Annotated in this window: 28 protein-coding genes; 17 read left to right on the top strand and 11 right to left on the bottom strand. The window is 62.0% G+C overall.

From position 1 onward, the window contains the following. Positions 1 to 81: 81 nt before the first annotated feature. The 7 genes from mreC to tldD all read left to right on the top strand — a co-directional run bounded on the left by mreC (position 82) and on the right by tldD (position 10,211). On the top strand, positions 82 to 1,242 hold the full coding sequence (gene mreC / locus KI237_RS25340) for a rod shape-determining protein MreC (RefSeq protein WP_212800694.1): 1,161 nt from the start codon (positions 82 to 84) through the stop codon (positions 1,240 to 1,242). Further along, positions 1,239 to 1,727: a rod shape-determining protein MreD gene (mreD, locus tag KI237_RS25335; RefSeq protein WP_003197820.1), complete on the top strand. Its 489-nt coding sequence runs from the start codon at positions 1,239 to 1,241 to the stop codon at positions 1,725 to 1,727. The genes mreC and mreD overlap by 4 nt, the downstream gene beginning before the upstream one ends. Positions 1,728 to 1,764: 37 nt before the next feature. Then, complete coding sequence (locus KI237_RS25330; RefSeq protein WP_212797538.1) at positions 1,765 to 2,361, top strand: Maf family protein; 597 nt, start codon at positions 1,765 to 1,767, stop codon at positions 2,359 to 2,361. A gap of 55 nt (positions 2,362 to 2,416) precedes the next feature. Next, entirely contained in the window at positions 2,417 to 3,874 is a 1,458-nt protein-coding gene (gene rng / locus KI237_RS25325) for a ribonuclease G (protein ID WP_018613976.1), read from the top strand. A 60-nt stretch (positions 3,875 to 3,934) separates the two neighbouring features. Beyond that, positions 3,935 to 7,738 (top strand): YhdP family protein, encoded by a 3,804-nt coding sequence (locus KI237_RS25320; protein WP_212797537.1) that lies wholly within the window; start codon positions 3,935 to 3,937, stop codon positions 7,736 to 7,738. Between the two features lie 161 nt (positions 7,739 to 7,899). After that, positions 7,900 to 8,763 (top strand): carbon-nitrogen hydrolase family protein, encoded by an 864-nt coding sequence (locus KI237_RS25315; protein WP_212797536.1) that lies wholly within the window; start codon positions 7,900 to 7,902, stop codon positions 8,761 to 8,763. A 5-nt stretch (positions 8,764 to 8,768) separates the two neighbouring features. Then, on the top strand, positions 8,769 to 10,211 hold the full coding sequence (gene tldD / locus KI237_RS25310) for a metalloprotease TldD (RefSeq protein WP_060739166.1): 1,443 nt from the start codon (positions 8,769 to 8,771) through the stop codon (positions 10,209 to 10,211). 42 nt (positions 10,212 to 10,253) lie between these two features. Here the strand turns inward: tldD and yjgA are convergent, their stop codons facing one another. Next, a complete protein-coding gene (gene yjgA / locus KI237_RS25305; RefSeq protein WP_014336624.1) occupies positions 10,254 to 10,778 on the bottom strand; it encodes a ribosome biogenesis factor YjgA in 525 nt (174 codons plus the stop codon). 152 nt (positions 10,779 to 10,930) lie between these two features. Here yjgA and pmbA point away from each other — a divergent pair, with 152 nt between their 5' ends. From pmbA to KI237_RS25275, 6 genes are all read left to right on the top strand, one after another. Further along, the gene (pmbA, locus tag KI237_RS25300; RefSeq protein ID WP_212797535.1) at positions 10,931 to 12,277 is read left to right on the top strand and encodes a metalloprotease PmbA; all 1,347 of its coding nucleotides are present in this window, start codon (positions 10,931 to 10,933) and stop codon (positions 12,275 to 12,277) included. A gap of 178 nt (positions 12,278 to 12,455) precedes the next feature. Then, complete coding sequence (locus KI237_RS25295; RefSeq protein WP_212797534.1) at positions 12,456 to 12,851, top strand: FagA protein; 396 nt, start codon at positions 12,456 to 12,458, stop codon at positions 12,849 to 12,851. Then, positions 12,844 to 14,220 carry a class II fumarate hydratase gene (locus KI237_RS25290; protein WP_212797533.1) on the top strand — a complete coding sequence of 459 codons (1,377 nt, stop codon included), beginning with the start codon at positions 12,844 to 12,846 and terminating at the stop codon, positions 14,218 to 14,220. Before KI237_RS25295 ends, KI237_RS25290 begins: the two co-directional genes overlap by 8 nt. A 27-nt stretch (positions 14,221 to 14,247) precedes the next feature. Then, complete coding sequence (locus KI237_RS25285) at positions 14,248 to 14,688, top strand: DUF2753 family protein (RefSeq protein WP_212797532.1); 441 nt, start codon at positions 14,248 to 14,250, stop codon at positions 14,686 to 14,688. A 2-nt stretch (positions 14,689 to 14,690) separates the two neighbouring features. After that, positions 14,691 to 15,314, top strand: coding sequence for a superoxide dismutase (locus KI237_RS25280; RefSeq protein ID WP_212797531.1), 624 nt, complete (start codon positions 14,691 to 14,693; stop codon positions 15,312 to 15,314). A 19-nt stretch (positions 15,315 to 15,333) separates the two neighbouring features. Beyond that, a complete protein-coding gene (locus tag KI237_RS25275) occupies positions 15,334 to 16,224 on the top strand; it encodes a ZIP family metal transporter (protein ID WP_212797530.1) in 891 nt (296 codons plus the stop codon). A gap of 176 nt (positions 16,225 to 16,400) precedes the next feature. On the opposite strand, the gene KI237_RS25270 is transcribed toward KI237_RS25275, so the two are convergent. The 10 genes from KI237_RS25270 to KI237_RS25225 all read right to left on the bottom strand — a co-directional run bounded on the left by KI237_RS25270 (position 16,401) and on the right by KI237_RS25225 (position 23,409). After that, positions 16,401 to 16,676 (bottom strand): HPr family phosphocarrier protein, encoded by a 276-nt coding sequence (locus KI237_RS25270; RefSeq protein ID WP_212797529.1) that lies wholly within the window; start codon positions 16,674 to 16,676, stop codon positions 16,401 to 16,403. Between the two features lie 15 nt (positions 16,677 to 16,691). Continuing rightward, positions 16,692 to 17,549: an RNase adapter RapZ gene (gene rapZ, locus KI237_RS25265; RefSeq protein WP_003197845.1), complete on the bottom strand. Its 858-nt coding sequence runs from the start codon at positions 17,547 to 17,549 to the stop codon at positions 16,692 to 16,694. A gap of 3 nt (positions 17,550 to 17,552) precedes the next feature. Continuing rightward, positions 17,553 to 18,017 carry a PTS IIA-like nitrogen regulatory protein PtsN gene (ptsN, locus tag KI237_RS25260; protein WP_003197847.1) on the bottom strand — a complete coding sequence of 155 codons (465 nt, stop codon included), beginning with the start codon at positions 18,015 to 18,017 and terminating at the stop codon, positions 17,553 to 17,555. A gap of 12 nt (positions 18,018 to 18,029) precedes the next feature. Then, the gene (gene hpf, locus KI237_RS25255; RefSeq protein ID WP_212797528.1) at positions 18,030 to 18,338 is read right to left on the bottom strand and encodes a ribosome hibernation-promoting factor, HPF/YfiA family; all 309 of its coding nucleotides are present in this window, start codon (positions 18,336 to 18,338) and stop codon (positions 18,030 to 18,032) included. A gap of 76 nt (positions 18,339 to 18,414) precedes the next feature. Continuing rightward, positions 18,415 to 19,908, bottom strand: coding sequence for an RNA polymerase factor sigma-54 (locus KI237_RS25250; RefSeq protein WP_212797527.1), 1,494 nt, complete (start codon positions 19,906 to 19,908; stop codon positions 18,415 to 18,417). Positions 19,909 to 20,072: 164 nt separating this feature from the next. Beyond that, on the bottom strand, positions 20,073 to 20,798 hold the full coding sequence (gene lptB / locus KI237_RS25245) for an LPS export ABC transporter ATP-binding protein (protein ID WP_018614004.1): 726 nt from the start codon (positions 20,796 to 20,798) through the stop codon (positions 20,073 to 20,075). Beyond that, the gene (gene lptA, locus KI237_RS25240; RefSeq protein ID WP_212797526.1) at positions 20,798 to 21,346 is read right to left on the bottom strand and encodes a lipopolysaccharide transport periplasmic protein LptA; all 549 of its coding nucleotides are present in this window, start codon (positions 21,344 to 21,346) and stop codon (positions 20,798 to 20,800) included. The genes lptB and lptA overlap by 1 nt, the downstream gene beginning before the upstream one ends. Beyond that, positions 21,333 to 21,902, bottom strand: a complete 570-nt coding sequence (gene lptC, locus KI237_RS25235) for an LPS export ABC transporter periplasmic protein LptC (protein ID WP_212797525.1) — start codon at positions 21,900 to 21,902, stop codon at positions 21,333 to 21,335. Before lptC ends, lptA begins: the two co-directional genes overlap by 14 nt. A 7-nt stretch (positions 21,903 to 21,909) precedes the next feature. Further along, entirely contained in the window at positions 21,910 to 22,434 is a 525-nt protein-coding gene (locus tag KI237_RS25230; protein ID WP_014336638.1) for a KdsC family phosphatase, read from the bottom strand. Beyond that, positions 22,435 to 23,409 carry a KpsF/GutQ family sugar-phosphate isomerase gene (locus KI237_RS25225; RefSeq protein WP_153387659.1) on the bottom strand — a complete coding sequence of 325 codons (975 nt, stop codon included), beginning with the start codon at positions 23,407 to 23,409 and terminating at the stop codon, positions 22,435 to 22,437. A 273-nt stretch (positions 23,410 to 23,682) separates the two neighbouring features. On the opposite strand from KI237_RS25225, the gene KI237_RS25220 reads away from it, so the two are divergent. From KI237_RS25220 to KI237_RS25205, 4 genes are read left to right on the top strand one after another with little or no spacing between them, the layout of a single operon-like run. After that, positions 23,683 to 24,492: an ATP-binding cassette domain-containing protein gene (locus KI237_RS25220; protein ID WP_212797524.1), complete on the top strand. Its 810-nt coding sequence runs from the start codon at positions 23,683 to 23,685 to the stop codon at positions 24,490 to 24,492. After that, positions 24,492 to 25,289: a lipid asymmetry maintenance ABC transporter permease subunit MlaE gene (gene mlaE, locus KI237_RS25215; protein ID WP_186708834.1), complete on the top strand. Its 798-nt coding sequence runs from the start codon at positions 24,492 to 24,494 to the stop codon at positions 25,287 to 25,289. The genes KI237_RS25220 and mlaE overlap by 1 nt, the downstream gene beginning before the upstream one ends. Beyond that, positions 25,289 to 25,756 (top strand): outer membrane lipid asymmetry maintenance protein MlaD, encoded by a 468-nt coding sequence (gene mlaD, locus KI237_RS25210; RefSeq protein ID WP_003178020.1) that lies wholly within the window; start codon positions 25,289 to 25,291, stop codon positions 25,754 to 25,756. The genes mlaE and mlaD overlap by 1 nt, the downstream gene beginning before the upstream one ends. Before the next feature lie 11 nt (positions 25,757 to 25,767). After that, positions 25,768 to 26,421: an MlaC/ttg2D family ABC transporter substrate-binding protein gene (locus KI237_RS25205; protein WP_212797523.1), complete on the top strand. Its 654-nt coding sequence runs from the start codon at positions 25,768 to 25,770 to the stop codon at positions 26,419 to 26,421. Position 26,422 lies beyond the last annotated feature (1 nt).

Below are 26,422 nucleotides of genomic sequence, written 5' to 3'. Positions count from 1 at the left end.
GCGTTTATCTTCTGTCATTCGTATCCAGGCCGGTTTGATGCCGTATGAATAAAGAAAACATTTGCCTGGGAGGAGCGGCCTATTAAACCGCTTTTCGCCAAAGGCCCCTCATTGGGTGTGCGCCTGCTGGTGCTGACCGTGCTCTCGGTCGCGCTGATGGTGGTCGATGCCCGCTTCACGCTGCTCAAGCCTGTGCGCAGCCAGATGTCGCTGGTGTTGATGGAGTCCTACTGGATTACCGACCTGCCGCAGCGCTTGTGGCAGGGTGTGGCCAGCCAGTTTGGCAGCCGGACCGAACTGGTCGCTGAAAACGAAAAACTCAAGACCGAAAACCTGCTGCTGCAGGGGCGCATGCAGAAGCTGGCGGCCCTCACCGAGCAGAACGTGCGGCTGCGCGAGTTGCTCAATTCTTCGGCGCTGGTCAACGAGAAGGTCGAAGTGGCCGAGTTGATCGGCATGGACCCCAACCCCTTCACCCATCGCATCATCATCAACAAGGGCGAGCGCGACGGCGTGGTCCTTGGCCAGCCGGTGCTCGACGCCCGGGGCCTGATGGGCCAGGTGGTGGAGTTGATGCCCTACACCTCCCGAGTGCTGCTACTGACCGATACCACCCACAGCATTCCCGTGCAGGTCAATCGCAACGGCTTGCGCGCGATTGCCAGCGGCACCGGCAACCCGGAACGCCTGGAACTGCGGCACGTGGCCGATACCGCCGATATCAAGGAAGGCGACCTGCTCGTCAGCTCCGGCCTTGGCCAGCGCTTCCCGGCCGGTTATCCGGTGGCAACGGTCAAGGAAGTCATCCATGACTCCGGCCAGCCGTTTGCCATCGTTCGCGCGGTGCCGACGGCTGCATTGAATCGCAGCCGCTACCTGCTGCTGGTATTCAGCGACAACCGTACGCCCGAAGAGCGTGCCAACGATGCCGCCGTGGCCCAGGAAGCCCAGGACCGCCAGGGTGGTGAGTCGGCTGCCCCGGCGACAGCAGCGCCGGCGCCTGTCCCTGCCACGGTGCCCAAACCATCCGTGCCCGCACCCGCGACGGCGGCTCGGGCCACCCCGCCGGCGGCCACCCCGGCCACCCCGGCCACTGCACCCGCCACGCCTGCTGCGAAACCGACCCGCTCGGCCACCCACGTGCCCGCCGCGCAGCCTGCTCAATCGGCCCGGCCCGCCGCCAAACCACCAGTCTCCACGCCGGCCACCACGCCAGCCCCCAGGGGAGCACGAGAAGAATGAGCAGTACCCAATCCGGTAACGGCTGGATGGTCTGGCTGACCTTCGCCATCGGCCTGTTGCTCAGCGTTTCGCCGCTGCCGCAGTTCATGGAAATCCTGCGCCCACTGTGGCTGGCCCTGTTGCTGGCCTTCTGGGCGCTGGCCTTGCCGCACAAGGTCGGCATGGTCACCGCCTGGTGCCTGGGCCTGGCCGAGGATGTGCTTTATGGCACTTTGCTGGGGCAGAACGCGTTGATCCTGACGCTGATCACCTTCCTGGTGCTGTCGCTGCAACAACGCCTGCGGATGTTCCCTATGTGGCAGCAGTGCTTGGTGATCCTGGTGATCTTCGGCCTGGCGCAACTGGTGCAGTTGTGGCTCAGCGCGCTGACCGGCAATCGCCAGCCGACCCTGGCGCTGGTCTTGCCAGCCCTGGTCAGCGCCTTGCTCTGGCCCTGGGTCAGCTTCGGTTTGCGTGGCCTGCGCCTGCGTTTCAAAATCAACTGATTCGGTCAGGCATTGGCCTTGATAGGGAGATGTCTTGATGAAACCGCTTTACCTCGCCTCAGGCTCGCCGCGCCGGCGTGAGCTGCTCACGCAGATCGGCGTGCCGTTTACCGCCGTCAGCGCGGACATCGACGAAACCCCCTTGGATCACGAAAGCCCTTCGGCCTATGTCGTACGCCTGGCGCGCGGCAAGGCCGAGGCTGGGCGACGTGCTCTGGGCGACGGCATGGATGGCTGCGTGCTCGGAGCCGACACCGCCGTGGTGCTGGACGGACGGATTCTCGGCAAGCCATTGGACCAGGCCGATTCCATGACGATGCTCTTGAGCCTGTCCGGTCGCGAACATGAAGTATTGACTGCCATTGCCATACTGGATGGACAGCGTTGCGAATCCCTCGTTGTGCGCAGCCTGGTGCGCTTTCGGTCGATCACGGAACAGGAAGCGACGGCCTATTGGGCCAGCGGTGAACCTCGGGACAAGGCCGGCGGCTATGGTATCCAGGGCCTGGGCGCGGTGTTTGTCGCCGGGTTGGACGGCAGTTATTCGGCCGTGGTCGGCCTACCGCTGTGCGAAACCGCAGAACTACTGGGCCATTTCGGCATACCCTGTTGGCAAACCTTGAGCGCGCGCTGAGCGCCGTCTGACTGATGCGGCCATAATCGTGAATATGCCTGAACGAGACCCTGCCATGAGTGAAGAGATCCTGATCAACATCACGCCGATGGAATCGCGCGTGGCGGTGGTTGAAAACGGTGTGCTGCAAGAGGTCCACGTCGAGCGCACGCAAAAGCGTGGCATCGTCGGCAATATCTACAAAGGCAAGGTGGTGCGGGTGCTGCCGGGCATGCAGGCGGCCTTCGTCGACATTGGCCTGGACCGCGCGGCATTCATTCACGCGTCGGAAATTTCCATGCGCGAAGGACCGGCCGTGGAGAGCATCAGCGCGCTGGTGCATGAAGGCCAGAGCCTGGTGGTGCAGGTCACCAAGGACCCCATCGGCTCCAAGGGCGCGCGCCTGACCACGCAACTGTCGATTCCGTCGCGCTACCTGGTGTACATGCCGCGTACTGCCCATGTCGGTATTTCGCTGAAGATCGAAGACGAAGCCGAGCGCGAGCGCCTCAAGCAGGTGGTCAGCGACTGCGTGGAAAAAGAAGGTATCAAGGAAGCCGGTGGGTTCATCCTGCGCACCGCCGCCGAAGGGGCCGGGGCCGATGAAATCCTCATGGACATCCGCTACCTGCGCAGGCTTTGGGACCAGATCGCCGCGCAGATCAAGACCATCGCCACCCCCAGCGTGATCTACGAAGACCTGGGCCTGGCGCTGCGGACCTTGCGCGACCTGGTCAGCCCCAAGATCGAGAAAATCCGTATCGACTCCCGGGAAACCTTCCAGAAAACCACCCAGTTCGTCGCCGAACTGATGCCGGAAATCGCCGACCGCCTCGAGCATTACCCGGGTGAACGGCCGATTTTCGACCTGTACGGTGTCGAGGACGAAATCCAGAAAGCCCTTGAACGCAAGGTGCCGCTCAAGTCCGGCGGCTACCTGGTGGTGGATCCGGCCGAGGCCATGAGCACCATCGATGTCAACACCGGGGCGTTCGTCGGCCATCGCAACCTGGAAGAAACCATCTTCAAGACCAACCTGGAAGCCGCCACGGCCATCGCCCGGCAACTGCGCCTGCGCAACCTGGGTGGGATCATCATCATCGACTTCATCGACATGGAAGATGAAGAGCATCAGCGCCAGGTGCTGCGGACCCTGGAAAAACAACTCGAACGCGACCACGCCAAGACCAACATCATCGGTATCACCGAACTGGGCCTTGTGCAGATGACCCGCAAGCGTACCCGCGAAAGCCTCGAACAGGTGCTGTGCGAGCCGTGCAGCAGTTGCCAGGGACGCGGCAAGCTCAAGACCCCGGAAACCGTGTGTTACGAAATCTTCCGGGAAATCCTCCGGGAGGCGCGCGCCTACCAGGCCACTGGCTATAGAGTGTTGGCGAACCAGAAAGTGGTGGATCGCCTGCTCGACGAAGAGTCAGGCAATGTCGCGGAGCTGGAAGCGTTTATCGGCCGCACGATTCGCTTCCAGGTGGAAACCATGTATTCCCAGGAACAATACGACGTGGTGTTGCTCTGAAGAGCTTGGGAAGCGGCGGGCCCGCGGATTTGATTGTCTTTGCCAGGGGAGCCCACTGACATGGAGCGTCTGACACGCATTTTGGCGGCGCTGACTCGCTGGGGGCTGGGATTGTGTGCGCTGCTGCTGGTGGTGCTGGCGTTGTACGTCAGTCTCGGTCGCGAGCTGGTCCCGCTGGTGGCCGAATACCGCGCCGAGGTCGAGACCCAGGCCAGCGTCGCCTTGGGCATGCCGGTGCACATCGCAAGCCTCGACGGTAGCTGGAGCGCCCTGGCGCCGATTCTGGCGGCGCGGGACGTGGTGGTCGGCGAAGGCCCCAACGCCTTGCACCTGGATCAGGTGCGAGCCGTGCCTGATCTATGGGACAGCCTGCTGGCACGTCAGGTGCGTATTGCCCACCTGGAAGTCAGCGGCCTGAAGATCAGCCTCAAGGAGGGCGCCGACGGCAAGTGGGCCCTGGAAGGCCTGCCGGTGAAGGACGACCAGCCCCTCGATCCGCAGCAATTGCTCGAACGCATGCAGGTGGTTTCCAAGTTCTCGCTGCTCGACAGCCAGGTGACCTTGCAACCTGTCGAGCAACCACCACTGACCCTCACTTACGTTGGTTTGAGCCTGCGCACCGGCGCCACCCGCCAACGGCTGGATGCGCGCTTGACCCTGCCTGACGGTCAGCCGGTGGCGATCAACCTGCGCACCCGTATCCGCGCCAGTGATTGGAAAAATGGCCAGGCCGATGCGTACCTGAGCCTGCCGCAAAGCGACTGGTCCAAATGGCTGCCCAAACGCCTGACGCAGCAATGGAATTTTTCCCGGATCAAGGCCGGTGGCGAGTTCTGGCTGAGTTGGGGCGGCGGTACGGTGCAAAGCGCGGCCATGCGCTTGAACGCTCCTGACATCCAGGGTGCCTACGCCGAGCGCAAGCCGGTACAGATCCATAACCTGGCGCTCAATGGATATTTCCAGCGTGGCGACCAGGGATTTACCGCGACCTTCGATTCCCTGGCGATGAACCTGGGCGACACCCGCTGGGAATCGCGCCTGCAATTGCAACAGAGTGCCGCCACCGAAAAGGCCGAGGAGCGCTGGCACCTGCAGGCCGACCGCCTCGACTTGACCCCGCTGACGCCTTTGCTCAATGCCCTGGCACCGTTGCCCGAAGGCCTGGCGACCACCATCGACCGTCTCAAGGTGACCGGTGGCCTGCGTAACGTGCTGCTGGACTACCGGCCGCAGAACACCGGGGACCAGAAAATCAGCTTCGCCACCAACCTGGACACGGTGGGCTTCGATGCCTATCGCGGCGCCCCGGCTGCGCGCAATGTATCGGGGAGCCTGAGCGGCGACCTCGGTGGTGGCGAGCTGCGCATGGACAGCAAGGATTTTTCCCTGCACCTGGACCCGATTTTCGCCAAGCCCTGGCAGTACCTGCAGGCCAACGCGCGGCTGACCTGGAAGCTCGACAAGCAAGGCTTCACGCTGATCGCGCCCTATTTGAAGGTGCTGGGCGAGGAGGGCCGGATTGCCGGCGACTTCCTGATCCGCCTGCATTTCGACCACAGCCAGGAAGACTACATGGACCTGCGGGTCGGCCTGGTGGATGGTGACGGACGCTACACCGCCAAGTACCTGCCGGCGGTCCTCAGCCCGGCGCTGGATGAGTGGTTGCGCACGGCCATCGTCAAGGGCGCGGTGGACGAGGGCTTTTTCCAGTATCAAGGCTCGCTCAATCACGGTGCCGAAGACGCGGCACGCAGTATCAGCCTGTTTTTCAAGGTGCACGACGCCGAACTGGCGTTCCAGCCGGGCTGGCCTTCGGTCAGCAAGGTCAGCGGCGATGTCTTCGTCGAAGACAGCGGCGTGCGCATCTTCGCCAGCCAAGGACAATTGCTCGATACCCAGGTCAAGGATGTGTCGGTGAACATTCCCCATGTACCGACCGGGCAGAGTTCTCATCTGCTGCTGGACGGTGGCTTCGCCGGAGGGCTGGGCGACGGTCTGAAAATCCTCCAGAGCGCGCCGATCGGGACCGCCGAGACGTTCGCCGGCTGGGAAGGCGAGGGGGACCTGCAAGGCAGCGTCAAGCTCGATATCCCGCTGGTCAAAGGCGAGCAACCGAAGATCCTGGTGGACTTCGTCACCGACAAGGCCCGTCTCAAGCTCAGCGAGCCGGCATTGGAACTGACCCAACTCAAGGGCGATTTCCGCTTCGACAGCAACAAGGGCTTGAGCGGCAAGGGCATCAGTGCCCGGGCATTCGACCGGCCCGTGACCGCGCAGATTTTCGCCGAGGGCCGCGCCGGAGCGCTCAACACACGGGTCGCTGCGTCCGGGCAGGTGGAGATCAAGAAACTCACCAGTTGGCTGAATGTCACCCAGCCGCTGCCGGTATCCGGTGTCGTGCCCTACCAGTTGCAAGTCATCCTCGACGGTGCCGACAGCCAGCTGTCGGTCAGTTCCAACCTCAAGGGCGTGGCGGTGGACCTGCCGGCACCCTTTGGCATGGCTGCCGATGTCGGGCGCGACACGGTGTTTCGCATGACCCTGCAAGGGCCGGAGCGGCGCTATTGGCTCGATTATGGCGACCTGGCCAGTTTCACTTACGCTGCGCCGAGCGGGAAAGTCGCCGACGGTCGCGGCGAATTGTTGCTGGGTGACGGCGATGCCGTTCTGCCCGGGGCCAAGGGGCTGCGACTGCGCGGCAAACTGTCGGAACTGGACGTGAGCCCCTGGCAGGACCTGGTGAACAAGTACGCCGGCCAGGATCCAGGCGGCAGTGCCAAGCAATTGCTCAGCAGCGTCGACTTGACCGTCGGCAAGCTCACGGCCATGGGCACCACCCTGGACCAGGCATCGGTGCAACTGGACCGCAAGCCGGACGCCTGGGCCTTGCGGCTTGATAGCCAGCAAGCCAAGGGCAATGTCAACCTGCCGGACGCAAAGGCCGCCCCGATCGGTATCAAGCTTGATTATGTGCGCCTGCCGGCCACAGACCCGACGGTCCAGACGGATGAAAACTCACCGGACCCGTTGGCGTCGGTCGATCCCGGTAAAATCCCGGCCATGGATATTGCCATCGACCAACTGTTCCAGGGCCCCGATCTCATCGGTGCGTGGTCGCTGAAAGTGCGACCGACCGCCAAGGGCATCGCGCTGAACGACCTGGACATGGGCCTCAAGGGCATGGTGTTGAACGGCAGTGGCGGTTGGGAAGGCGCGCCCGGTTCCACCAACAGTTGGTACAAGGGCCGTATCGGCGGCAAGAATTTGGGCGACGTGCTCAAGGGCTGGGGTTATGCCCCGAGCGTGACCAGCCAGACATTCCGCCTGGATGTCGACGGCCGCTGGCCCGGCTCGCCGGCGTGGGTCGCCACCAAGCGCTTTTCCGGCAGCCTCGACGCGTCGCTGAGCAAGGGCCAGTTTGTCGAAGTGGAAGGCAGCGCCCAGGCGTTGCGGGTGTTTGGCCTGCTGAACTTCAACTCCATCGGCCGACGCTTGCGCCTGGACTTCTCCGACCTGTTCGGCAAGGGGCTGAGCTACGACCGGGTCAAGGGGCTGTTGGTGGCGAGCGACGGTGTGTACGTGACCCGCGAACCCATTACCCTGACCGGGCCGTCGAGCAACCTGGAACTCAACGGCACGCTGGACATGGTGGCCGACCGGGTCGATGCCAAGCTGCTGGTAACGCTGCCGGTGACCAACAACCTGCCAATCGCCGCGCTGATCGTTGGCGCACCGGCGGTGGGTGGGGCGCTGTTTCTGATCGACAAACTGATCGGTGACCGCGTGGCGCGCTTTGCCAGCGTAAGATACGACGTCAAGGGGCCGTGGAAAGAGCCGAAGATCACTTTCGACAAGCCGTTTTGACAGTTCGACGCCAACCCCCTTGTGGGAGCGGGCCTGTGGGAGCAAAGCTTGCTCGCGATTGCGGTGTATCAGTCAGCCTATATGTTGGATGTACCTGCCTCATCGCGAGCAAGCTCTGCTCCCACAGCCGCCTTGGGCGAGGATAAAAAGAGGGAAGCACCATGCCAGTCGCTGTGATTCAAATGGTCAGCCAAAGCGATGTGCTCGCCAACCTGGCCCGTGCCCGTGTGCTGCTGGAGCAGGCTGCCGCAGGCGGCGCCAGGCTGGCCGTGCTGCCGGAGAATTTCGCGGCGATGGGGCGGCGGGACATTGCCGATATCGGTCGTGCCGAAGCCTTTGGTCAGGGACCGATCCTGCCCTGGTTGAAACAGGTCGCCCGCGACCTCAAGTTATGGATTGTGGCTGGCACGTTGCCGTTGCCACCGGTGGACCAGCCGCAGGCCAGGTCCCATGCCTGTTCGTTGCTGGTCGACGATCAGGGCCAGATCGTGGCGCGCTACGACAAGCTGCACCTGTTCGATGTGGATGTGGCGGACAATCGCGGGCGCTATCGCGAGTCGGATGACTATGCTTATGGCGCTAACGTGGTGGTTGCCGATACCCCCGTGGGCCGGCTGGGCTTGACGGTCTGTTATGACTTGCGGTTCCCGGAGCTCTACAGCGAGCTGCGGGCTGCCGGGGCCGAACTGATCACGGCGCCGTCGGCGTTTACCGCGGTGACTGGCGCGGCCCATTGGGAGGTGCTGATTCGCGCCCGGGCCATCGAGACCCAGTGCTATGTGCTGGCGGCCGCCCAGGGCGGCGTGCATCCGGGGCCGCGGGAAACCTTCGGCCATGCCGCGATTGTCGACCCCTGGGGCCGTGTGCTGGCACAACAGGATCAAGGTGAGGCCGTGCTGCTGGCCGAGCGCGACAGCAGTGAACAGGCGTCCATCCGGGCGCGCATGCCGGTGGCGAGCCATCGGCGCTTTTTCTCGCAGGGCGCTCGACAGCGCCCTGTCCAAGACGACGAATTCAAGGCGTAAAACATATGAGCGGGTTGTTGTCCTCAGTCAGTGAACACCTTTTAGCCCCCGGTGGCGTGACCCTCGAAAGCCTGCAAGGCGTGCTGGGCGACCTGGCCGGCCCGGGCATCGATGCAGCCGACCTGTATTTCCAGGGGCAGATCTCCGAGTCCTGGTCGCTGGAAGACGGCATCGTCAAGGAAGGCAGTTTCAACCTCGACCAGGGCGTGGGCGTGCGTGCCCAATCCGGGGAAAAGACCGGTTTTGCCTACAGCAACGCCATCACCCTTGAGGCCCTCGGCGCCGCTGCCCGTGCGGCTCGCTCGATCTCCCGTGCCGGGCAGAATGGCACGGTCCAGGCGTTCACCAGTCAGGACGTGGCGCAGTTGTATGCGCCGGATAACCCCCTTGAAGTCATGAGCCGCGCCGAAAAAGTCGAGCTGCTCAAGCGTATCGACGTCGCCACCCGTGCCCTCGACCCGCGCATCCAGCAAGTGTCGGTCAGCATGGCCGGGGTCTGGGAGCGGATCCTGGTGGCTTCCACCGACGGTGGCCTGGCGGCGGACGTGCGGCCGCTGGTGCGGTTCAACGTCAGCGTGATCGTCGAGCAGAACGGGCGCCGTGAGCGCGGCGGCCATGGTGGCGGTGGGCGCACCGACTATCGTTATTTCCTCAGCGAAGACCGCGCCATGGGCTATGCCCGCGAAGCGCTGCGCCAGGCGCTGGTCAACCTCGAAGCCATCCCCGCTCCGGCAGGCACGCTGCCGGTGGTGCTGGGCTCCGGCTGGTCCGGCGTGCTACTGCACGAAGCCGTCGGCCACGGCCTGGAAGGCGATTTCAACCGCAAGGGCAGCTCGGCCTACAGCGGACGGATGGGGGAAATGGTCGCCTCGAAACTCTGCACCATTGTCGATGACGGCACCCTGGCCGGGCGTCGCGGCTCCCTGAGCGTCGACGATGAAGGTACCCCGACCGAATGCACCACGCTGATCGAGAACGGTGTGCTCAAGGGCTACATGCAGGACAAACTCAATGCCAGGCTGATGGGCGTGGCCCGCACTGGCAACGGTCGCCGTGAATCCTACGCGCACCTGCCGATGCCGCGCATGACCAACACCTACATGCTGGGTGGTCAAAGCGATCCGGCGGAAATCATCGCCTCGGTGAAAAAGGGTATCTATTGCGCCAACCTCGGCGGTGGCCAGGTGGACATCACCAGCGGCAAGTTCGTGTTCTCCACCAGCGAGGCCTACTTGATCGAAGATGGCAAGATCACCGCGCCGGTCAAGGGCGCGACCCTGATCGGCAATGGGCCGGAGGCGATGAGCAAGGTGTCGATGGTCGGTAACGACCTGGCGCTGGACAGCGGCGTGGGCACGTGTGGCAAGGATGGACAATCGGTGCCGGTGGGCGTCGGCCAGCCGACCCTGAAGATTGATGCGATTACCGTGGGTGGCACGGGCGCATGACCGGAGCTTCGGGTGGAGAAGGCCTCCACCCGTGGGCGTTACTCAGCGCAAGCCGCGTTGGGTTTCGTCCAGCTCACGAATGTACTTGAAGATTTTACGGCTCGAGGCCGGTGGCTTGTTCTGCGCCAGTTCGTGCTGGGCCTGACGGATCAGGGAGCGCAATTGCTGACGGTCAGCCTCCGGGTAGTCGATGACGAATTTTTCCAGGGTGCCGTCGTCGCCTGCGATCAAGCGATCGCGCCAGCGCTCCAGGTTGTGGAAGCGTTCGTTGTACTGCCGGGTGGAGGCATCGAGTTGATCGAGCAGGACCAGAATGGCGTCAGTGTCTTGATCGCGCATCAGTTTGCCGATGAATTGCAGGTGCCGTTTACGCGCGATATTCGCGGTGTGCTTGGGCGCATCGGCCAGGGCCCGGCGCAAGGCGTCGGTCAAAGGCAGTTTGGCCAGCAAGTCAGGCTTGAGTGTTGTCAGGCGCTCGCCGAGGTCAACCAGAGCATGCAGCTCGCGTTTGACCTGGGATTTGCTTTTTTCACCCTCGTAGAGGGAGTCGTCGTAAGAATCAACCATGGTGGCAGTCCGCAAAGAAACGCCGCCATGATAACCAGTCGGGGGCCGCTTGTCCGGCCCGGTCGCTCGAAGGCCTCGGGTTTGTACGCAAAGTTGCGCAGGCACTGTTCGTACACACCCTGACCGAAAACAGAATTTGAGTGGAGAACACCATGAGTGCAGTTCAAAGCGTCGGCCCGCAAGCATTGCCGGCACTGCAGGAACAAGTCGAGCAGATCCTCGCCGAAGCCAAGCGCCAGGGCGCCAGTGCCTGTGAGGTGGCGGTGTCCCTGGAACAGGGCCTGTCGACCTCGGTGCGCCAGCGCGAGGTGGAAACCGTCGAATTCAACCGCGACCAGGGCTTTGGCATCACCCTGTACGTGGGTCAGCGCAAGGGCTCTGCCAGCACTTCGGCGAGCGGCCCGGAGGCTATTCGCGAAACCGTTGCCGCGGCACTGGCGATTGCCAAGCACACCTCCGAAGACGAAGCCTCGGGCCTGGCCGATGCCGCGTTGATGTGCAAGGAGCTGCGCGACTTCGACCTGTTCCACGCCTGGGACATCACCCCCGAGCAGGCCATCGAGCAGGCACTGCGTTGCGAAGCGGCGGCATTCGAGGCCGACAGTCGGATCAAGAACGCCGACGGCACGACGCTCAATACCCACCAGGGCTGCCGGGTCTACGGCAACAGCCACGGTTTCATCGGTGCTTATGCATCGACCCGCCACAGTCTCAGTTGCGTGATGATCGCCGAGGCCAACGGCCAGATGCAGCGTGATTACTGGTACGACGTGAATCGCCAGGGCACCTTGCTGGCGGATCCGGTGAGCATCGGCCAGAAAGCCGCGCAACGGGCGGCCAGTCGCCTGGGCGCGCGGCCGGTGCCGACCTGCGAGGTGCCGGTGCTGTTTTCCGCCGAGCTGGCCGGCGGCCTGTTTGGCAGTTTCCTGTCGGCGGTGTCCGGTGGCAACCTGTACCGCAAGTCGTCGTTCCTTGAGGGCGCGCTGGGCCAGAAACTGTTCCCGGAGTGGATGACCATCGACGAGCGTCCGCACCTGATGCAGGCCATGGGCAGCTCGGCGTTCGACGGCGACGGCCTGGCCACCTACGCCAAGCCGTTCGTGGAAAACGGCGAGTTGGTGTCCTACATCCTCGGCACCTATTCGGGGCGCAAGCTCGGCATGCCGAGCACCGCCAATGCCGGTGGCGTGCATAACCTGTTCGTGACCCATGGCGAAGAAGACCAAGCGGCCTTGCTGCGGCGCATGGGCCGGGGCCTGCTGGTGACCGAACTGATGGGGCACGGCCTGAACATGGTCACCGGGGACTATTCCCGTGGCGCGGCGGGTTTCTGGGTCGAGAACGGCGAGATCCAGTTCCCGGTCCAGGAAGTGACCATCGCCGGGAACATGCGCGACATGTTCAAGCAGATCCTGGCGGTAGGCAACGATCTGGAGCTGCGCAGCAACATCCGCACCGGTTCAGTGTTGATCGAGCGTATGACCGTGGCGGGTAGCTAACGCTCACCGCTTAAAAAAGGCGCGTCATCCGCTGAGGATGACGCGCCTTTTTTGTACCCGCAGAACGCCTTTGTGGCGAGGGGATAAACCCTCCTCGCCACATGTGATATTTGCCGGACTTGTGTTGCTTCTTATTATCATCTAATAATGAATCTCATTCGCCGAGTGAGCCCCGGTCATGAGTCCTGCCCTGCACGAACAACCCTACCTTGAAAGCTGGCGCTGGATGAGCCGCCAGATCCGTTGCGCGATGAACCCGGACGAGCCGCGGCTGATCGAGCACTACCTGGCCGAGGGCCGCTATCTGGCCTGCTGCACCGCCACTTCGCCGTGGCTGATTGCTGAAACCGCCTTTCGTCTGCTGCTCGATACCGCCTCGGATGTCGCGCTGCCCTGGCATTGGCGCAATCTCTGCCTCGATCAGGCCTGGCGCCCTTTGCGTGAGCTCGAACAACTCTCACTGTGCCGCTGCCGTCTCAAGCGCTGGCAGAGCCATGCCTGGGCGCTGGCGACCTGCGCCTTGGAGCCGTCGATTCCCCTTATTGAACTGGTGCAAGGATCTCCCGATGAGTAATACCCGTATCGAACGCGACAGCATGGGCGAGCTGCAAGTCCCGGTGGAGGCCCTCTACGGCGCCCAGACCCAGCGCGCAGTGGATAACTTTCCGGTCAGCGGCCAGCGTATGCCAGCGCAGTTCATCCGCGCCCTGATCCTGGCCAAGGCCGCCGCCGCCCGGGCCAACGTAGAGCTGGAACAAATCAGCGCGGCCCAGGGCAAGGCCATCGTCGATGCGTCCCTGGGGCTGCTCGAAGGGCGTTTCATGGACCATTTCCCAGTGGATATCTTTCAGACTGGCTCCGGCACCAGCTCCAACATGAACGCCAACGAAGTGATCGCCACCCTCGCCAGTCGCCTGCTGGGGGAAACGGTCAATCCGAACGACCACGTCAATTGCGGCCAGAGCAGCAACGACATCATTCCCACCAGCATTCATGTCAGCGCTGCGCTGGCCTTGCACGAGCAACTGCTGCCGGCGCTGTTGCACCTGGTGCAGGTGATCGAGCGCAAGGCCGAGGAGGTCCACCCGTTCATCAAGACGGGCCGCACCCATTTGATGGATGCCATGCCGGTGCGCCTGAGCCAGGTGCTCAATGGTTGGGCGCAGCAGCTCAAGGCCAATATCGGCCACTTGCAGGATGTGCTGCCGAGCCTGCAATCCCTGGCCCAGGGCGGTACGGCGGTGGGCACCGGGGTCAATGCCCATCCCCGTTTCGCCGAGCTGTTCAGCCAGCAGCTGACGCAATTGACCCAGGTGCAATTCACCCCGGGCAAGAATCTGTTCGCGCTGATCGGCTCCCAGGACACCGCCGTAGCGGTTTCCGGGCAGCTCAAGACCACCGCCGTGTCGCTGATGAAAATCGCCAACGACCTGCGCTGGATGAATTCCGGGCCGTTGGCAGGCCTGGGCGAGATCGAGCTCGAAGGCTTGCAACCGGGCTCCTCGATCATGCCCGGCAAGGTCAACCCGGTCATTCCCGAAGCCACCGCGATGGTGGCGGCCCAAGTGATTGGCAACGACACGGTGATCACCATCGCCGGTCAGTCGGGCAACTTCGAATTGAACGTGATGCTGCCGATCATCGCCCAGAACCTGCTGAGCAGCATCGCCTTGATGTCCACCGCCAGCCGCTTGGTGGCGGACAAGGCCATCGCCACCTTCAAGGTCAACGAGGCCCGGCTCAAGGAGGCGTTGTCGCGCAACCCGATCCTGGTGACCGCGCTGAATCCGATCATTGGTTACCAGAAGGCCGCTGAAATCGCCAAGAAGGCTTATCAGCAAGGCCGGCCGGTCATCGATGTCGCCCTGGAGCACACCGACCTGACACGCAGCGAACTCGAAGTCCTGCTGGACCCGGAGAAGCTCACCGCCGGCGGCGTGTAACCCCGACACCTGTGTGGAGGACTCATCATGGAACACTGGAAACGTACGATCGAACGAGCCAATCGCTGTTTCATGCAGGGCGAGCTGGTAGACGCCCGCGAAGCCTATCTGCAAGCCCTGGCCCTGGCGCAAGTGTTGTTCGAGCGCTGGGCGGATGCTGACGAAGCCGTGGCCGCCTGCGTCGTCTCCCATCACAACCTGGCGGACCTGCACTTGCGCCTGAACCAGCCGGAGGAGAGCGCCGAGTATTTGTGTGCGATCCACCAACGGTTGTTGCAGACGATCCAGGACGAACGCCTGGCACCGGCCCTGCGCACCGCCGCGCTGCGTCAGAGCCACAAGACCTATGTCGAACTGCTGAATTTCATCAGCGAGCACGGTGAGTACCCACGCACCCAGCGCCTGCTGCACTGCAATGCCGCTAAGCCCCGGCAGCGCAATGCCCCTCTTCATCATGGAGTTCATTGAACATGGCTTTTACCTTGCCTGCATTGCCCTACGCCTACGACGCCCTGGAACCGTACATCGATGCGCAAACCATGGAGATCCACTACACCAAGCATCACCAGACCTACATTAATAACCTCAACGCAGCGGTGGACGGCACCGAATATGCCGGGTGGCCCGTCGAAAAACTGCTGTCCAGCGTTGAACAGTTGCCGCCGAGCCTGCAGGCCGCGGTGATCAACCAGGGCGGTGGTCATGCCAACCATTCGCTGTTCTGGGAAGTGATGACGCCCCGGGGCGGCGGCCAGCCCGATGGCGCCCTGGCGGCGGCGATCGAAGCGCAGCTGGGCGGTATCGAGGGTTTCAAGGAAGCCTTCACCAAAGCGGCGCTGACTCGTTTCGGCAGCGGCTGGGCCTGGTTGAGCGTGACCGCGCAAAAGACCCTCGTGGTGGAAAGCAGCGGCAACCAGGACAGCCCGCTGATGAAGGGCAACACACCGATTCTTGGCCTGGACGTCTGGGAGCACGCCTATTACCTGCGTTACCAGAACCGCCGTCCGGAATACATCAGCGCCTTCTACAACGTGATCAATTGGCCTGAGGTCGCCCGGCGCTACCAGGCTACGCTGGCTGCGAGTTCTTCATGAAAGCAACCCAAGGCTGACTATGGATACTCAAACACTGGCGATTGGAAGCGGACGGATGTTCCGCTATGCCTTGGGGTCGTTGTTGCTGTTGGCCGGGATGACGTTGTTGGCGGCCCAGGGCCTGGCATGGCTGGACCTGGAACCCAGGTTGTTGCGTGCGCTCGAGGGCGGCGGGCTCTGTGCCTTGGGCACCGCGCTGGGGGCCGTGCCGGTGCTGGTTATCCGGCGCATGCCCCAGGCCGTCAGCGATTCGCTGCTGGGCTTCGGTGCCGGGGTGATGCTCGCGGCCACGGCGTTTTCGCTGATCGTGCCGGGCGTTGCCGCAGCCGAGCAATTGGGACTGACGCCTTGGGCGGCCAGCGGCCTTATCAGTTTCGGTATTCTATTGGGCGCGTTCGGGCTGTATCTGGTGGACCGCAGGGTCTCGGCCAGCCCCGAAAGTCTGGTCGCGACGCCTGGCCGTCCGATCATTGCGCCGCGGATCTGGTTGTTCGTGTTTGCCATCATTGCTCACAACATTCCCGAAGGCATGGCGGTGGGTGTGTCGGCGGGCGGCGGCATGCCGGATGCCGACAGCCTGGCGATGGGCATCGCTTTGCAGGATGTACCCGAAGGGCTGGTGATCGCGCTGGTGCTGGCTACGGCGGGGATGTCGCGGGTCAAGGCGTTCCTGATTGGCGCGGCGTCAGGGCTGGTCGAGCCCGTGTTTGCGCTGCTGTGCGCCTGGTTGGTGAGCCTGGCCGAGATGCTCTTGCCCCTGGGGCTCGCGTTGGCGGCCGGGGCGATGTTGCTGGTGGTGACTCACGAGGTCATTCCCGAATCCCGCCGCAAGGGTCACGAGAAACTGGCGAGCCTGGGGCTGTTGGTGGGGTTTTGTCTGATGATGGTGTTGGATACGGCGCTGGCGTGACAGCGAAGGAGCGCGAATCCATACCCTGTGGTGAGATTTATCCGTGGGAGCGAGGCTTGCCCGCGATGCAGGCGCCGCGATTGAGCAGGTTAGCCGAGTTATCGTTCAGCGCGAGCAAGCTTTGCTCCCACAAAAATCTTCTGGCCACAACAAGTTCGACTCGAGTCCTGAATCCGTTATTCGCCTTCGTCGAAGTATCGGTTGATCAGGTCCACCAGGGCATCCATCGCTTCCTGCGCTTGCTCCCCTTCAGTGCTCAGGTGAATCTTGGTGCCCTTGCCGGCGGCGAGCATCATCATCGCCATGATGCTTTTACCGTCGACCGCGGTCTCGGGTGTGCGGCCAACCCTGATGGTGGTGTCCTTGAACTGGCCCGCGACTCCGACGAACTTGGCCGACGCTCGGGCATGCAAACCCAGCTTGTTGATGATTTCAATTTCCTGAGCAGGCATCGCGATGTGAATCCTTTAGCTGAGGTCGCGGTGGCGAACCTGGACGTTCTTCAGGGATTGTTGCAGGAGCTGACCCAGGCGTTCGGTCAGGTAGACGGAGCGGTGATGGCCGCCGGTACAGCCGATGGCGATCGTGACATAGGCACGGTTGCTCGCCGCAAAGCGGGGCAGCCATTTGAGCAGGTAGCTGGAGATGTCCTGGTACATTTCCTCGACATCCGGCTGGGCGGCCAGGTAGTCGATCACCGGTTGGTCGAGCCCGGACTGCGCGCGCAATTCCGGTTTCCAATAAGGGTTGGGCAGGCAACGCACATCGAACACCAGGTCGGCGTCTACGGGCATGCCACGCTTGAAACCGAACGACTCCACCAGGAACGCCGTGCCCGGCTCGGGTTGGTTGAGCAGGCGCAGCTTGATCGTGTCACGCAACTGATACAGGTTCAGGTGCGTGGTGTTGACCTTCAGGTCTGCCAGATCGGCGATCGGCCCCAGTAGCTGGCTTTCATCCTCGATGGCTTCGGCCAGGGAGCGGTTGGCATTGCTCAGCGGGTGGCGCCGGCGGGTTTCGGAAAAGCGCTTGAGCAGTGTCTCTTCATCGGCATCCAGGTACAGCACGTCGCACTGGATATGCCGGCTGCGCACTTCCTCGAGCAGTTCAGGAAAACGCGACAGGTGGCTTGGCAGGTTACGCGCATCGATGGACACCGCCACCAGCGGCTGCGCCAACTCGGTGTGGATCAGGGCGCGCTCGGCCAGTTCCGGCAGCAGGCCGGCGGGCAGGTTGTCGATGCAATAGTAGCCGCTGTCCTCAAGCACGTTGAGGGCCGTGCTTTTACCGGAGCCGGAGCGGCCACTGACAATGATCATGCGCATTTTTTAATGACCGTTCTGCTCGTCCAGGACAACCTGGTACAAAGCTTCGTTACTCGGTGCGCTGCGCAGTTTTTCGCGCACTTCCTTGCGGTCCAGCATGCTGGCAATCTGGCGCAGCAGCTCAAGGTGCGCATCGGTCGCTGCCTCCGGTACCAGCAATACAAAAAGCAGGTCGACCGGGGCGCCGTCGATGGCGTCGAAATCTATAGCGGTTTCAAGGTGCAACAGCGCGCTGATCGGCGCGGCACAACCCTTGAGACGGCAGTGGGGAATGGCGATGCCGTTGCCAAAACCGGTGGAACCGAGTTTTTCACGGGCAACGAGGGCCTCGAAGACGTCCTGCATTTCCAGATCCGGCACCTCGCGGTGGATCAGGTTGGCAATGTGTTCGAGGGCTTTCTTTTTACTGCCGCCCGGCGCGTTCACTTGGGAACGGCCGGGGGTCAGGATGGTTTCTAGTCGGATCATGGATTGGGGGGGTTAACGACCGGTTGCGCCCTGGAGGAGGCTCTGGGTCTTTTCCTTATGCTTTTTGAGTTGGCGATCCAGCTTGTCGGTCAGCAGGTCAATCGCGGCATACATGTCTGTGTGCTCTGCGTTGGCGACCACTTGTCCGCCGGGAATATGCAGCGTGGCTTCGATTTTCTGCAGCAGCTTCTCGACGGTCATCGTGACTTGCACGTTGGTGATCTTGTCGAAATGCCTCTCCAATCGGTCGAGCTTTTCGCCGACGTAGATGCGCAGGGGTTCGGTCACTTCCAGTTGGTGTCCACTGATCTTGACTTGCATACAGCTTCTCCTTCGTTGCCAGTGCATAAAGCGGCAGGCAGAAATGCCTGCCACTGGAACGCTGTGGCGTGGCCTGTTACATCAACCGCTTGCGTTCGCTCGAAGGCGCGATCCCGAGGGATTCGCGGTATTTGGCGACGGTACGGCGGGCCACCTGAATGCCTTGTGCCTCCAGTAAACCAGCGATCTTGCTGTCACTCAACGGCTTTTTCTGATTTTCCGCAGCCACCAGTTTTTTGATGATCGCGCGGATGGCCGTGGACGAGCATTCGCCGCCTTCGGAGGTGCTGACGTGGCTGGAGAAAAAGTATTTCAATTCATAGATGCCCCGAGGGGTATGCATGAATTTCTGGGTGGTTACCCGGGAAATCGTCGACTCGTGCATGCCCACCGCCTCGGCAATGTCATGCAGGACCAACGGTTTCATCGCTTCATCGCCGTACTCCAGGAAGCCGCGCTGATGCTCGACGATCTGGGTGGCCACTTTCATCAGGGTTTCGTTGCGGCTTTGCAGGCTCTTGATGAACCAGCGCGCTTCCTGCAACTGGTTGCGCATGAAGGTGTTGTCGGCGCTGGTGTCGGCGCGCTTCACAAAGCCGGCGTACTGGGCGTTGACCCGCAGCTTGGGCATCGACTCCTGGTTGAGCTCCACCAGCCAGCGATCATTGTGCTTGCGCACGATCACGTCGGGGACCACATATTCGGGCTCGGTGGATTCGATCTGCGAGCCGGGGCGCGGATTGAGGCTCTGCACCAGTTCGATGACCTGGCGCAGCTCATCTTCCTTGAGCTTCATGCGACGCATCAGTTGGCTGTAGTCGCGGCCACCCAACAGGTCGATGTAATCGGTGACCAGGCGCTTGGCTTCGGCCAACCAGGGTGTCTTGGCGGACAACTGGCGCAGTTGCAGCAACAGGCATTCGCCCAGGTTGCGGGCGCCGATGCCGGCTGGTTCGAACTGCTGGATGCGATGAAGGACGGCTTCGATCTCGTCCAGCTCGATGTCGAGCTCGGGGTCGAAGGCCTCGAGGATTTCCTCGAGGGTCTCGTCCAGGTAGCCCTGGTTGTTGATGCAATCGATCAGGGTCACGGCGATCAGGCGATCGGTATCGGACATCGGCGCCAGGTTCAACTGCCACAGCAGATGGCTTTGCAGGCTTTCGCCAGCAGAGGTGCGGGTGGTGAAGTCCCACTCGTCGTCATCGCTGCTCGGCAGGCTGCTGGCGCTGGTCTGGTAGACGTCGTCCCAGGCCGTGTCCACCGGCAGTTCGTTGGGGATGCGTTCGTTCCATTCGCCATCCTCGAGGTTGTCCACCGTCGGGGCGGTTTCCTGGTAGGCCGGTTCAGGGATTTCGGTGTTGGTCTTCTGCTCGACGTTGTCGGCCAGCGGGTCGGTGTTGTCGAAGTCGTCGCCTTCTTCCTGGCGTTCGAGCATCGGATTGGACTCCAGGGCCTCCTGGATTTCCTGTTGCAGGTCCAGGGTCGACAATTGGAGCAGGCGGATGGCCTGTTGCAGCTGCGGTGTCATCGTCAGCTGCTGGCCCATTCTCAAGACTAGCGATGGTTTCATGGCAGGGGCTTAACACCTTATTCGCCGGCGCACATGCGCCATCCACTACAGGGCGCCGAGGCGCCAAACTTAAGCAAATTATATGCCTGAAACTGAAGTGTTTGCCTAGAGCGTCGCCATAATAAAATTAAACGACGCTCGGGCAATTCGCCAGACACTTGTGCTTACAGGCGGAACTCATGGCCCAGATACACTTCCTTGACCAGGTCATTGGCCAGGATGGCTGCCGAATCGCCTTCGGCGATCAGTTGGCCGTCGTTGACAATGTAGGCGGTTTCGCAGATATCCAGCGTCTCGCGCACGTTGTGGTCGGTGATCAGCACGCCGATCCCCTTGGCCTTGAGGTGATGGATGATCTGCTTGATGTCGCCCACCGAGATGGGGTCCACGCCGGCGAACGGTTCGTCGAGCAGGATGAACTTCGGTGCGGTGGCCAGGGCGCGGGCGATTTCCACGCGACGGCGCTCGCCACCGGACAGGCTCATGCCCAGGTTGTCGCGAATATGACTGATGTGGAATTCCTGTAGCAGGCTTTCCAGCTCCTGGCGACGACCGGCCTTGTCGAGTTCCTTGCGGGTCTCGAGGATTGCCATGATGTTGTCGGCAACCGACAGTTTGCGGAAAATCGACGCTTCTTGCGGCAAATAGCCGATACCTGCCTTCGCCCGACCGTGCATTGGCTGGTGGCTGACATCCAGGTCGTCGATCAGCACGCGACCCTGATCGGCCTGGACCAGGCCGACGATCATGTAGAAGCAGGTGGTCTTGCCCGCGCCGTTGGGGCCGAGCAGGCCGACGATCTGGCCGCTGTCGATGGACAGGCTGACATCGCGCACGACTTGACGGCTCTTGTAGCTCTTGGCCAGATGCTGAGCTTTCAGAGTTGCCATTACTGGGCCTTCTGCTCGTCGGTTTTCTTTTTCGGTTGGATCACCATGTCGATCCGCGGACGCGACTCGGTCACCTTGCTGCCGGTGGCGCGACCGGCGCTGGCGAGTTTCTTGTTGGTGTCGTAGACGATTTTCTCGCCTTGGGTCACGTTGTTGTCCTTGTCGACGACCTTGGCGCGGTCGATCAGGACCACGCGATCCTGGGAGGCGTGGTACTGGATGGTGATCCCGTAGCCCTGCACAGGCTTGGTATCGCCTGCGGTTTGCAGCTGCTCGAAATAGGCCAGGTTGCCCACCGAGGTGACTACGTCGATGTCGCCGGACGGGGTGCGGGTGATGGTCACGGTATTGCCGGTGACCTTCATCGAGCCCTGGGTGATGATCACGTCGCCTTTATAGGTGGCGACGCCATTCTTGTCGTCGAGCTGGGCATCGTCAGCCTGGATGCGGATAGGCTGGTTGCGGTCGTCGGGAAGAGCCCAGGCGCTCGCGCTTCCCAGTGCTGCGCCCAGACTGAGCAAAATAGGGAGGGTTTTAGCGAGCTTCATACTGTCCTCTTACGTTCGATAGCAGGTGTATCCTGCTTTCCTTCAAATACGCTTTCATTCCCGTGCCGGTCGATACACCCCCAGCGCCGTCGATTCTAACGGGTTGCTCGGTCTGCGCATATTGTTGCTGTGGGAACACGGTCATGCGCGTGCTGGTGATGATGGTCGTACGGTTTTTCTCGTCGGTTCGGGCAACGCGCACCGAGTCGATCAGTTCCACTTCGGTGCCGCCGGAATTGACCTCGGCGTGCTCGCTCTGCACATGCCACGGAAATTCGGTGCCGCGGAACATGTTCAGGTCGGGCTTGGTGACCAGCGTAATGTCAGTGGCCTTTACGTGGTCGACCTTGTCGGACGTCATCTCGTATTGCACTTTACCGTCGGGCAGGTACTGCAGGGTATGCGTGTTGGTCGCGTACCAGTCGATCTTTTCCTCGACCTGGGCCGCAGGCTGGTCGAGAAACCGTTCAGGGCTGATGTTCCAGTAGCCCACCGCAGCAAAAATCGCCGCGATACAACCGAACACCACAATGGTGCGAATCTTCTTGCTCAGCATAAATGGCTCACAGGTACGCGGCGTTGGCCGCTTCGAGGCGGCCCTGGGCGCGCAGGATCAGTTCACAGAATTCGCGGGCCGCACCTTCACCGCCTCGCGCTGTGGTGACGCCGTGGGCGTGCTCGCGGACGAAGCTGGCCGCGTTGGCGACCGCCATGCCCAGGCCGACCCGGCGAATCACGGGCAGGTCTGGCAGGTCGTCACCCAGGTAGGCCACCTGTTCATAGCTTAGGTTGAGTTGACCCAGAAGCTCGTCCAGCACCACCAGTTTGTCTTCGCGCCCCTGGTAAAGGTGTGGGATGCCGAGGTTCTTGGCGCGTCGCTCGACCACTGGGGTCTTGCGGCCGCTGATGATAGCGGTCTGCACGCCGGCAGCCATCAACATCTTGATGCCTTGGCCGTCGAGGGTGTTGAACGTCTTGAACTCGCTGCCGTCTTCAAGGAAGTACAGGCGACCGTCGGTCAGTACGCCGTCGACATCGAACACCGCCAGCTTGATGGCTTGGCCGCGTTGCAACAGGTCTGTGTTCATTTACATGACTCCCGCACGCAGCAAATCGTGCATGTTCAGGGCGCCCACCGGACGGTCTTCGTCGTCGACGACCACCAGGGCGCTGATCTTGTGGTCTTCCATGATTTTCAGGGCCTCGGCGGCGAGCATCTCGGCGCGGGCGGTCTTGCCGTGAGGCGTCATGACTTGCTCGATGGTCGCACTGTGGATGTCGATGGTGCGGTCCAGGGTGCGGCGCAGGTCGCCGTCGGTGAAGATTCCCGCGAGCTTGCCGTCGGCCTCCAGGACCACCGTCATGCCCAGCCCCTTGCGGGTCATCTCCATGAGCGCGTCCTTGAGCAGCGTGCCGCGCAGCACTTGCGGCAACTCCTGGCCTGCGTGCATCACATTTTCGACTTTCAGCAGCAGGCGACGGCCGAGGGCGCCACCGGGGTGGGAAAAGGCGAAATCTTCCGCGGTGAAGCCGCGGGCCTCCAGCAGCGCCACGGCCAGGGCGTCGCCCATGACCAATGCGGCGGTGGTGGAGGAGGTCGGTGCCAGGTTCAGCGGGCAGGCTTCGTGTTCGACATGAACATTGAGGTTCACTTCGGCGGCCTTGGCCAGCGGCGAGTCCGGGTTGCCGGTCATGCTGATCAACTGGATGCCCAGGCGCTTGATCAGCGGCAGCAGCGTGATGATCTCATTGGTGGAGCCGGAGTTGGACAGGGCCAGGATGACGTCGTCCCGGGTGATCATGCCCATGTCCCCGTGGCTGGCTTCGGCCGGATGGACAAAAAAAGCCGTGGTGCCGGTGCTGGCGAGGGTGGCTGCGATCTTGTTGCCGATGTGCCCGGACTTGCCCATGCCGACCACGACCACGCGGCCTTTGCTGGCCAGAATCATCTCGCAGGCGCGTACGAAATCAGCGTCGATATGGGGCACCAAGCCTTGCACGGCTTCGAGTTCGAGGCGGATGGTACGTTGTGCCGATTGAATCAGGTCGCTGGATTGGCTCATGTCAGAAATCGTATAGCCCGATGAAAAGGCGGCGATTATAGCGGCAATGAACAATTCCCTCACGTAAGTTCGTCATGCTTTGTTCGAACGGCCACAAGGTTCGACATAAAATGTAGCTTTTTACCTTAAGCCAGGTTTAACAGGGGGGTGTTGGCCTTGGGCGCTGGGCTGTTGCAGTGATATAGTTCGCCGCCGGTTCGCGTGCCCGGCGGTACCGGCGCTTGTCGGCTGCCCAGGGCATTCGAATGTGAGGCTGCATCGCAAGGAGTTTAGATGAGTGCCGACAACGCCTACGCGGTCGAGCTGAAGGGACTGTCCTTCAAGCGCGGGACGCGCAGCATTTTCAATGACATCGATATTCGCATACCACGCGGCAAGGTCACCGGCATCATGGGGCCTTCCGGGTGTGGCAAGACCACGCTGCTGCGGCTGATGGGCGCGCAGCTGCGTCCCAGCGCCGGCGAAGTGTGGGTCAATGGCCAGAATCTTCCCGAATTGTCTCGCGGCGACCTGTTCGATGCGCGCAAGCACATGGGCGTGCTGTTCCAGAGTGGCGCGCTGTTTACCGATCTCGATGTGTTCGAGAACGTGGCGTTTCCGCTGCGGGTCCATACCGACCTGCCGGAAGAGATGATCCGTGACATCGTCCTGCTCAAGTTGCAGGCTGTCGGGCTGCGGGGCGCCCTCGACCTGATGCCCGACGAGCTGTCCGGCGGCATGAAGCGTCGGGTCGCGCTGGCGCGGGCGATTGCCCTCGATCCGAAGATCCTCATGTACGACGAACCCTTCGTGGGTCAGGACCCGATCGCCATGGGTGTGCTCGTGCGCCTGATCCGCCTGCTCAACGATGCCCTGGGCATCACCAGTATCGTGGTGTCCCACGACTTGGCCGAAACCGCGAGCATTGCCGACTACATCTATGTGGTCGGCGATGGCCAGGTGCTGGGGCAGGGCACACCGCAAGAGTTGGCAGATTCGGACAACCCGCGTATCCGCCAATTCATGAAGGGTGATCCGGACGGGCCGGTGGCGTTCCACTTTCCGGCCACGGACTACCGTACCGATCTGCTGGGGAAGCGCTGATGCGCAAGAAATCACTGTTGGAAAGAATTCGCCTGTTCGGCCGCTCCGGCATCGATGTGGTGGCGGTACTGGGCCGTTCCTCGCTGTTCCTGATGCATGCATTGCTCGGTCGCAACTCGACTGGCGGCGGTTTTGGCCTGCTGGTCAAGCAGTTGCACTCGGTGGGCGTGATGTCCCTGGTGATCATCGTGGTCTCCGGGATCTTCATTGGCATGGTGCTGGCGCTGCAAGGCTTCAGCATTTTGTCCAGCTACGGTTCGGAGCAGGCGGTTGGGCAGATGGTTGCGTTGACGTTGCTGCGTGAACTCGGCCCCGTGGTCACCGCGCTGCTGTTCGCCGGGCGGGCCGGTTCGGCGCTGACGGCTGAAATCGGTAACATGAAGTCCACCGAGCAATTGTCCAGCCTGGAAATGATCGGTGTCGACCCGCTCAAGTACATCGTCGCCCCGCGCTTGTGGGCCGGTTTCATTTCCCTGCCGGTGCTGGCGATGATTTTCAGCGTCGTGGGGATCTGGGGCGGCTCGTGGGTGGCCGTCGACTGGCTGGGGGTCTATGAAGGTTCCTACTGGTCGAACATGCAAAACAGCGTCGACTTCCTCGACGATGTCCTCAATGGCGTGATCAAAAGTGCCGTATTCGCTTTCGTCGTGACCTGGATCGCCGTGTTTCAAGGCTATGACTGTGAGCCCACGTCAGAGGGGATCAGCCGTGCCACAACCAAGACCGTGGTGTACGCCTCGCTGGCGGTCCTGGGCCTCGACTTTATTCTGACCGCCTTGATGTTTGGAGATTTCTGATGCAAAACCGCACCCTGGAAATCGGTGTCGGCCTTTTCTTGCTGGCTGGCATCCTGGCTTTGCTGCTGCTGGCCCTGCGGGTCAGTGGACTGGCGCCGACGGCAAGCACCGATACTTATAAACTTTACGCAAACTTTGACAATATCGCCGGTTTGACGGTCAGAGCCAAGGTAACCATGGCCGGTGTCACGATCGGCAAGGTCACGGCAATCGATCTGAATCGCGAGGATTTTACCGGTCGGGTGACGCTGCAGTTGGAAAAGCGCGTGGATAACCTGCCGACTGATTCCACTGCATCTATCCTCACGGCTGGTCTGCTGGGTGAGAAATACATCGGCATCAGCGTGGGTGGGGAAGACACCGTGCTCAAGGACGGTGGCGTCATCCACGACACGCAGTCGTCCCTGGTGCTCGAGGACCTGATCGGTAAATTCCTGCTCAATACCGTTAGCAAAGACGCCAAATGAGGAGCTTTTGAATGATCTCTATCTTGCGACGTAGCCTGTTGGTGTTGCTCGCGGCGCTGCCGTTGATGGCTAACGCTGTGGCTGCTCCTTCGGCCCATGAAATCATCCAGGACACGACGACCCGGCTGTTGGCGGACCTTTCCGCCAACAAAGAGAAATACAAGCAGGACCCCGGCGCGTTTTATGAGGCACTGAACGGCATCGTCGGCCCCGTGGTCGACGCCGACGGCATCTCCAAGAGCATCATGACCGTCAAGTACTCGCGCAAGGCCAGTCCTGCGCAGATGACCCGTTTCCAGGAAAACTTCAAGCGCAGCCTGATGCAGTTCTATGGCAACGCCTTGCTGGAATACAACAACCAGGGCATCACCGTTTCGCCGGCCAAGGACGAAAGCGGTACCCGCACCAGCGTCGACATGCAGGTCAAGGGCAACAACGGCGCGATCTATCCCGTGTCCTACACACTCGAGAAAATCAACGACGAGTGGAAGGTGCGCAACGTGATCATCAATGGCATCAACATCGGCAAGCTGTTCCGCGATCAGTTCGCCGACGCGATGCAGCGCAATGGCAATGACCTGGACAAGACCATCAACGGTTGGGCCGGTGAAGTCGCCAAGGCCAAGGAAGTGGCCGAAGACGCCAAAGAGAAGCAGGCACAATGAT

It is taken from the genome of Pseudomonas sp. St316, assembly GCF_018325905.1.
Classification (GTDB): Bacteria; Pseudomonadota; Gammaproteobacteria; order Pseudomonadales; family Pseudomonadaceae; genus Aquipseudomonas.
This window is presented reverse-complemented; position numbering and strand designations above follow the sequence as displayed.

Coding starts and splice junctions, on each gene's coding strand:
- KI237_RS25295 (WP_212797534.1), top strand. CDS start 12,456: ATGAGTCCTGCCCTGCACGAACAACCCTACCTTGAAAGCTGGCGCTGG.
- KI237_RS25330 (WP_212797538.1), top strand. CDS start 1,765: ATGAAACCGCTTTACCTCGCCTCAGGCTCGCCGCGCCGGCGTGAGCTG.
- hpf (WP_212797528.1), bottom strand. CDS start 18,338: ATGCAAGTCAAGATCAGTGGACACCAACTGGAAGTGACCGAACCCCTG.
- mlaD (WP_003178020.1), top strand. CDS start 25,289: ATGCAAAACCGCACCCTGGAAATCGGTGTCGGCCTTTTCTTGCTGGCT.
- tldD (WP_060739166.1), top strand. CDS start 8,769: ATGAGCGGGTTGTTGTCCTCAGTCAGTGAACACCTTTTAGCCCCCGGT.
- KI237_RS25230 (WP_014336638.1), bottom strand. CDS start 22,434: ATGAACACAGACCTGTTGCAACGCGGCCAAGCCATCAAGCTGGCGGTG.
- pmbA (WP_212797535.1), top strand. CDS start 10,931: ATGAGTGCAGTTCAAAGCGTCGGCCCGCAAGCATTGCCGGCACTGCAG.
- mlaE (WP_186708834.1), top strand. CDS start 24,492: ATGCGCAAGAAATCACTGTTGGAAAGAATTCGCCTGTTCGGCCGCTCC.
- lptA (WP_212797526.1), bottom strand. CDS start 21,346: ATGAAGCTCGCTAAAACCCTCCCTATTTTGCTCAGTCTGGGCGCAGCA.
- lptC (WP_212797525.1), bottom strand. CDS start 21,902: ATGCTGAGCAAGAAGATTCGCACCATTGTGGTGTTCGGTTGTATCGCG.
- KI237_RS25250 (WP_212797527.1), bottom strand. CDS start 19,908: ATGAAACCATCGCTAGTCTTGAGAATGGGCCAGCAGCTGACGATGACA.
- KI237_RS25280 (WP_212797531.1), top strand. CDS start 14,691: ATGGCTTTTACCTTGCCTGCATTGCCCTACGCCTACGACGCCCTGGAA.
- ptsN (WP_003197847.1), bottom strand. CDS start 18,017: ATGATCCGACTAGAAACCATCCTGACCCCCGGCCGTTCCCAAGTGAAC.
- KI237_RS25285 (WP_212797532.1), top strand. CDS start 14,248: ATGGAACACTGGAAACGTACGATCGAACGAGCCAATCGCTGTTTCATG.
- KI237_RS25225 (WP_153387659.1), bottom strand. CDS start 23,409: ATGAGCCAATCCAGCGACCTGATTCAATCGGCACAACGTACCATCCGC.
- KI237_RS25290 (WP_212797533.1), top strand. CDS start 12,844: ATGAGTAATACCCGTATCGAACGCGACAGCATGGGCGAGCTGCAAGTC.
- KI237_RS25320 (WP_212797537.1), top strand. CDS start 3,935: ATGGAGCGTCTGACACGCATTTTGGCGGCGCTGACTCGCTGGGGGCTG.
- mreD (WP_003197820.1), top strand. CDS start 1,239: ATGAGCAGTACCCAATCCGGTAACGGCTGGATGGTCTGGCTGACCTTC.
- KI237_RS25275 (WP_212797530.1), top strand. CDS start 15,334: ATGGATACTCAAACACTGGCGATTGGAAGCGGACGGATGTTCCGCTAT.
- yjgA (WP_014336624.1), bottom strand. CDS start 10,778: ATGGTTGATTCTTACGACGACTCCCTCTACGAGGGTGAAAAAAGCAAA.
- KI237_RS25270 (WP_212797529.1), bottom strand. CDS start 16,676: ATGCCTGCTCAGGAAATTGAAATCATCAACAAGCTGGGTTTGCATGCC.
- KI237_RS25315 (WP_212797536.1), top strand. CDS start 7,900: ATGCCAGTCGCTGTGATTCAAATGGTCAGCCAAAGCGATGTGCTCGCC.
- rng (WP_018613976.1), top strand. CDS start 2,417: ATGAGTGAAGAGATCCTGATCAACATCACGCCGATGGAATCGCGCGTG.
- lptB (WP_018614004.1), bottom strand. CDS start 20,798: ATGGCAACTCTGAAAGCTCAGCATCTGGCCAAGAGCTACAAGAGCCGT.
- KI237_RS25205 (WP_212797523.1), top strand. CDS start 25,768: ATGATCTCTATCTTGCGACGTAGCCTGTTGGTGTTGCTCGCGGCGCTG.
- KI237_RS25220 (WP_212797524.1), top strand. CDS start 23,683: ATGAGTGCCGACAACGCCTACGCGGTCGAGCTGAAGGGACTGTCCTTC.
- rapZ (WP_003197845.1), bottom strand. CDS start 17,549: ATGCGCATGATCATTGTCAGTGGCCGCTCCGGCTCCGGTAAAAGCACG.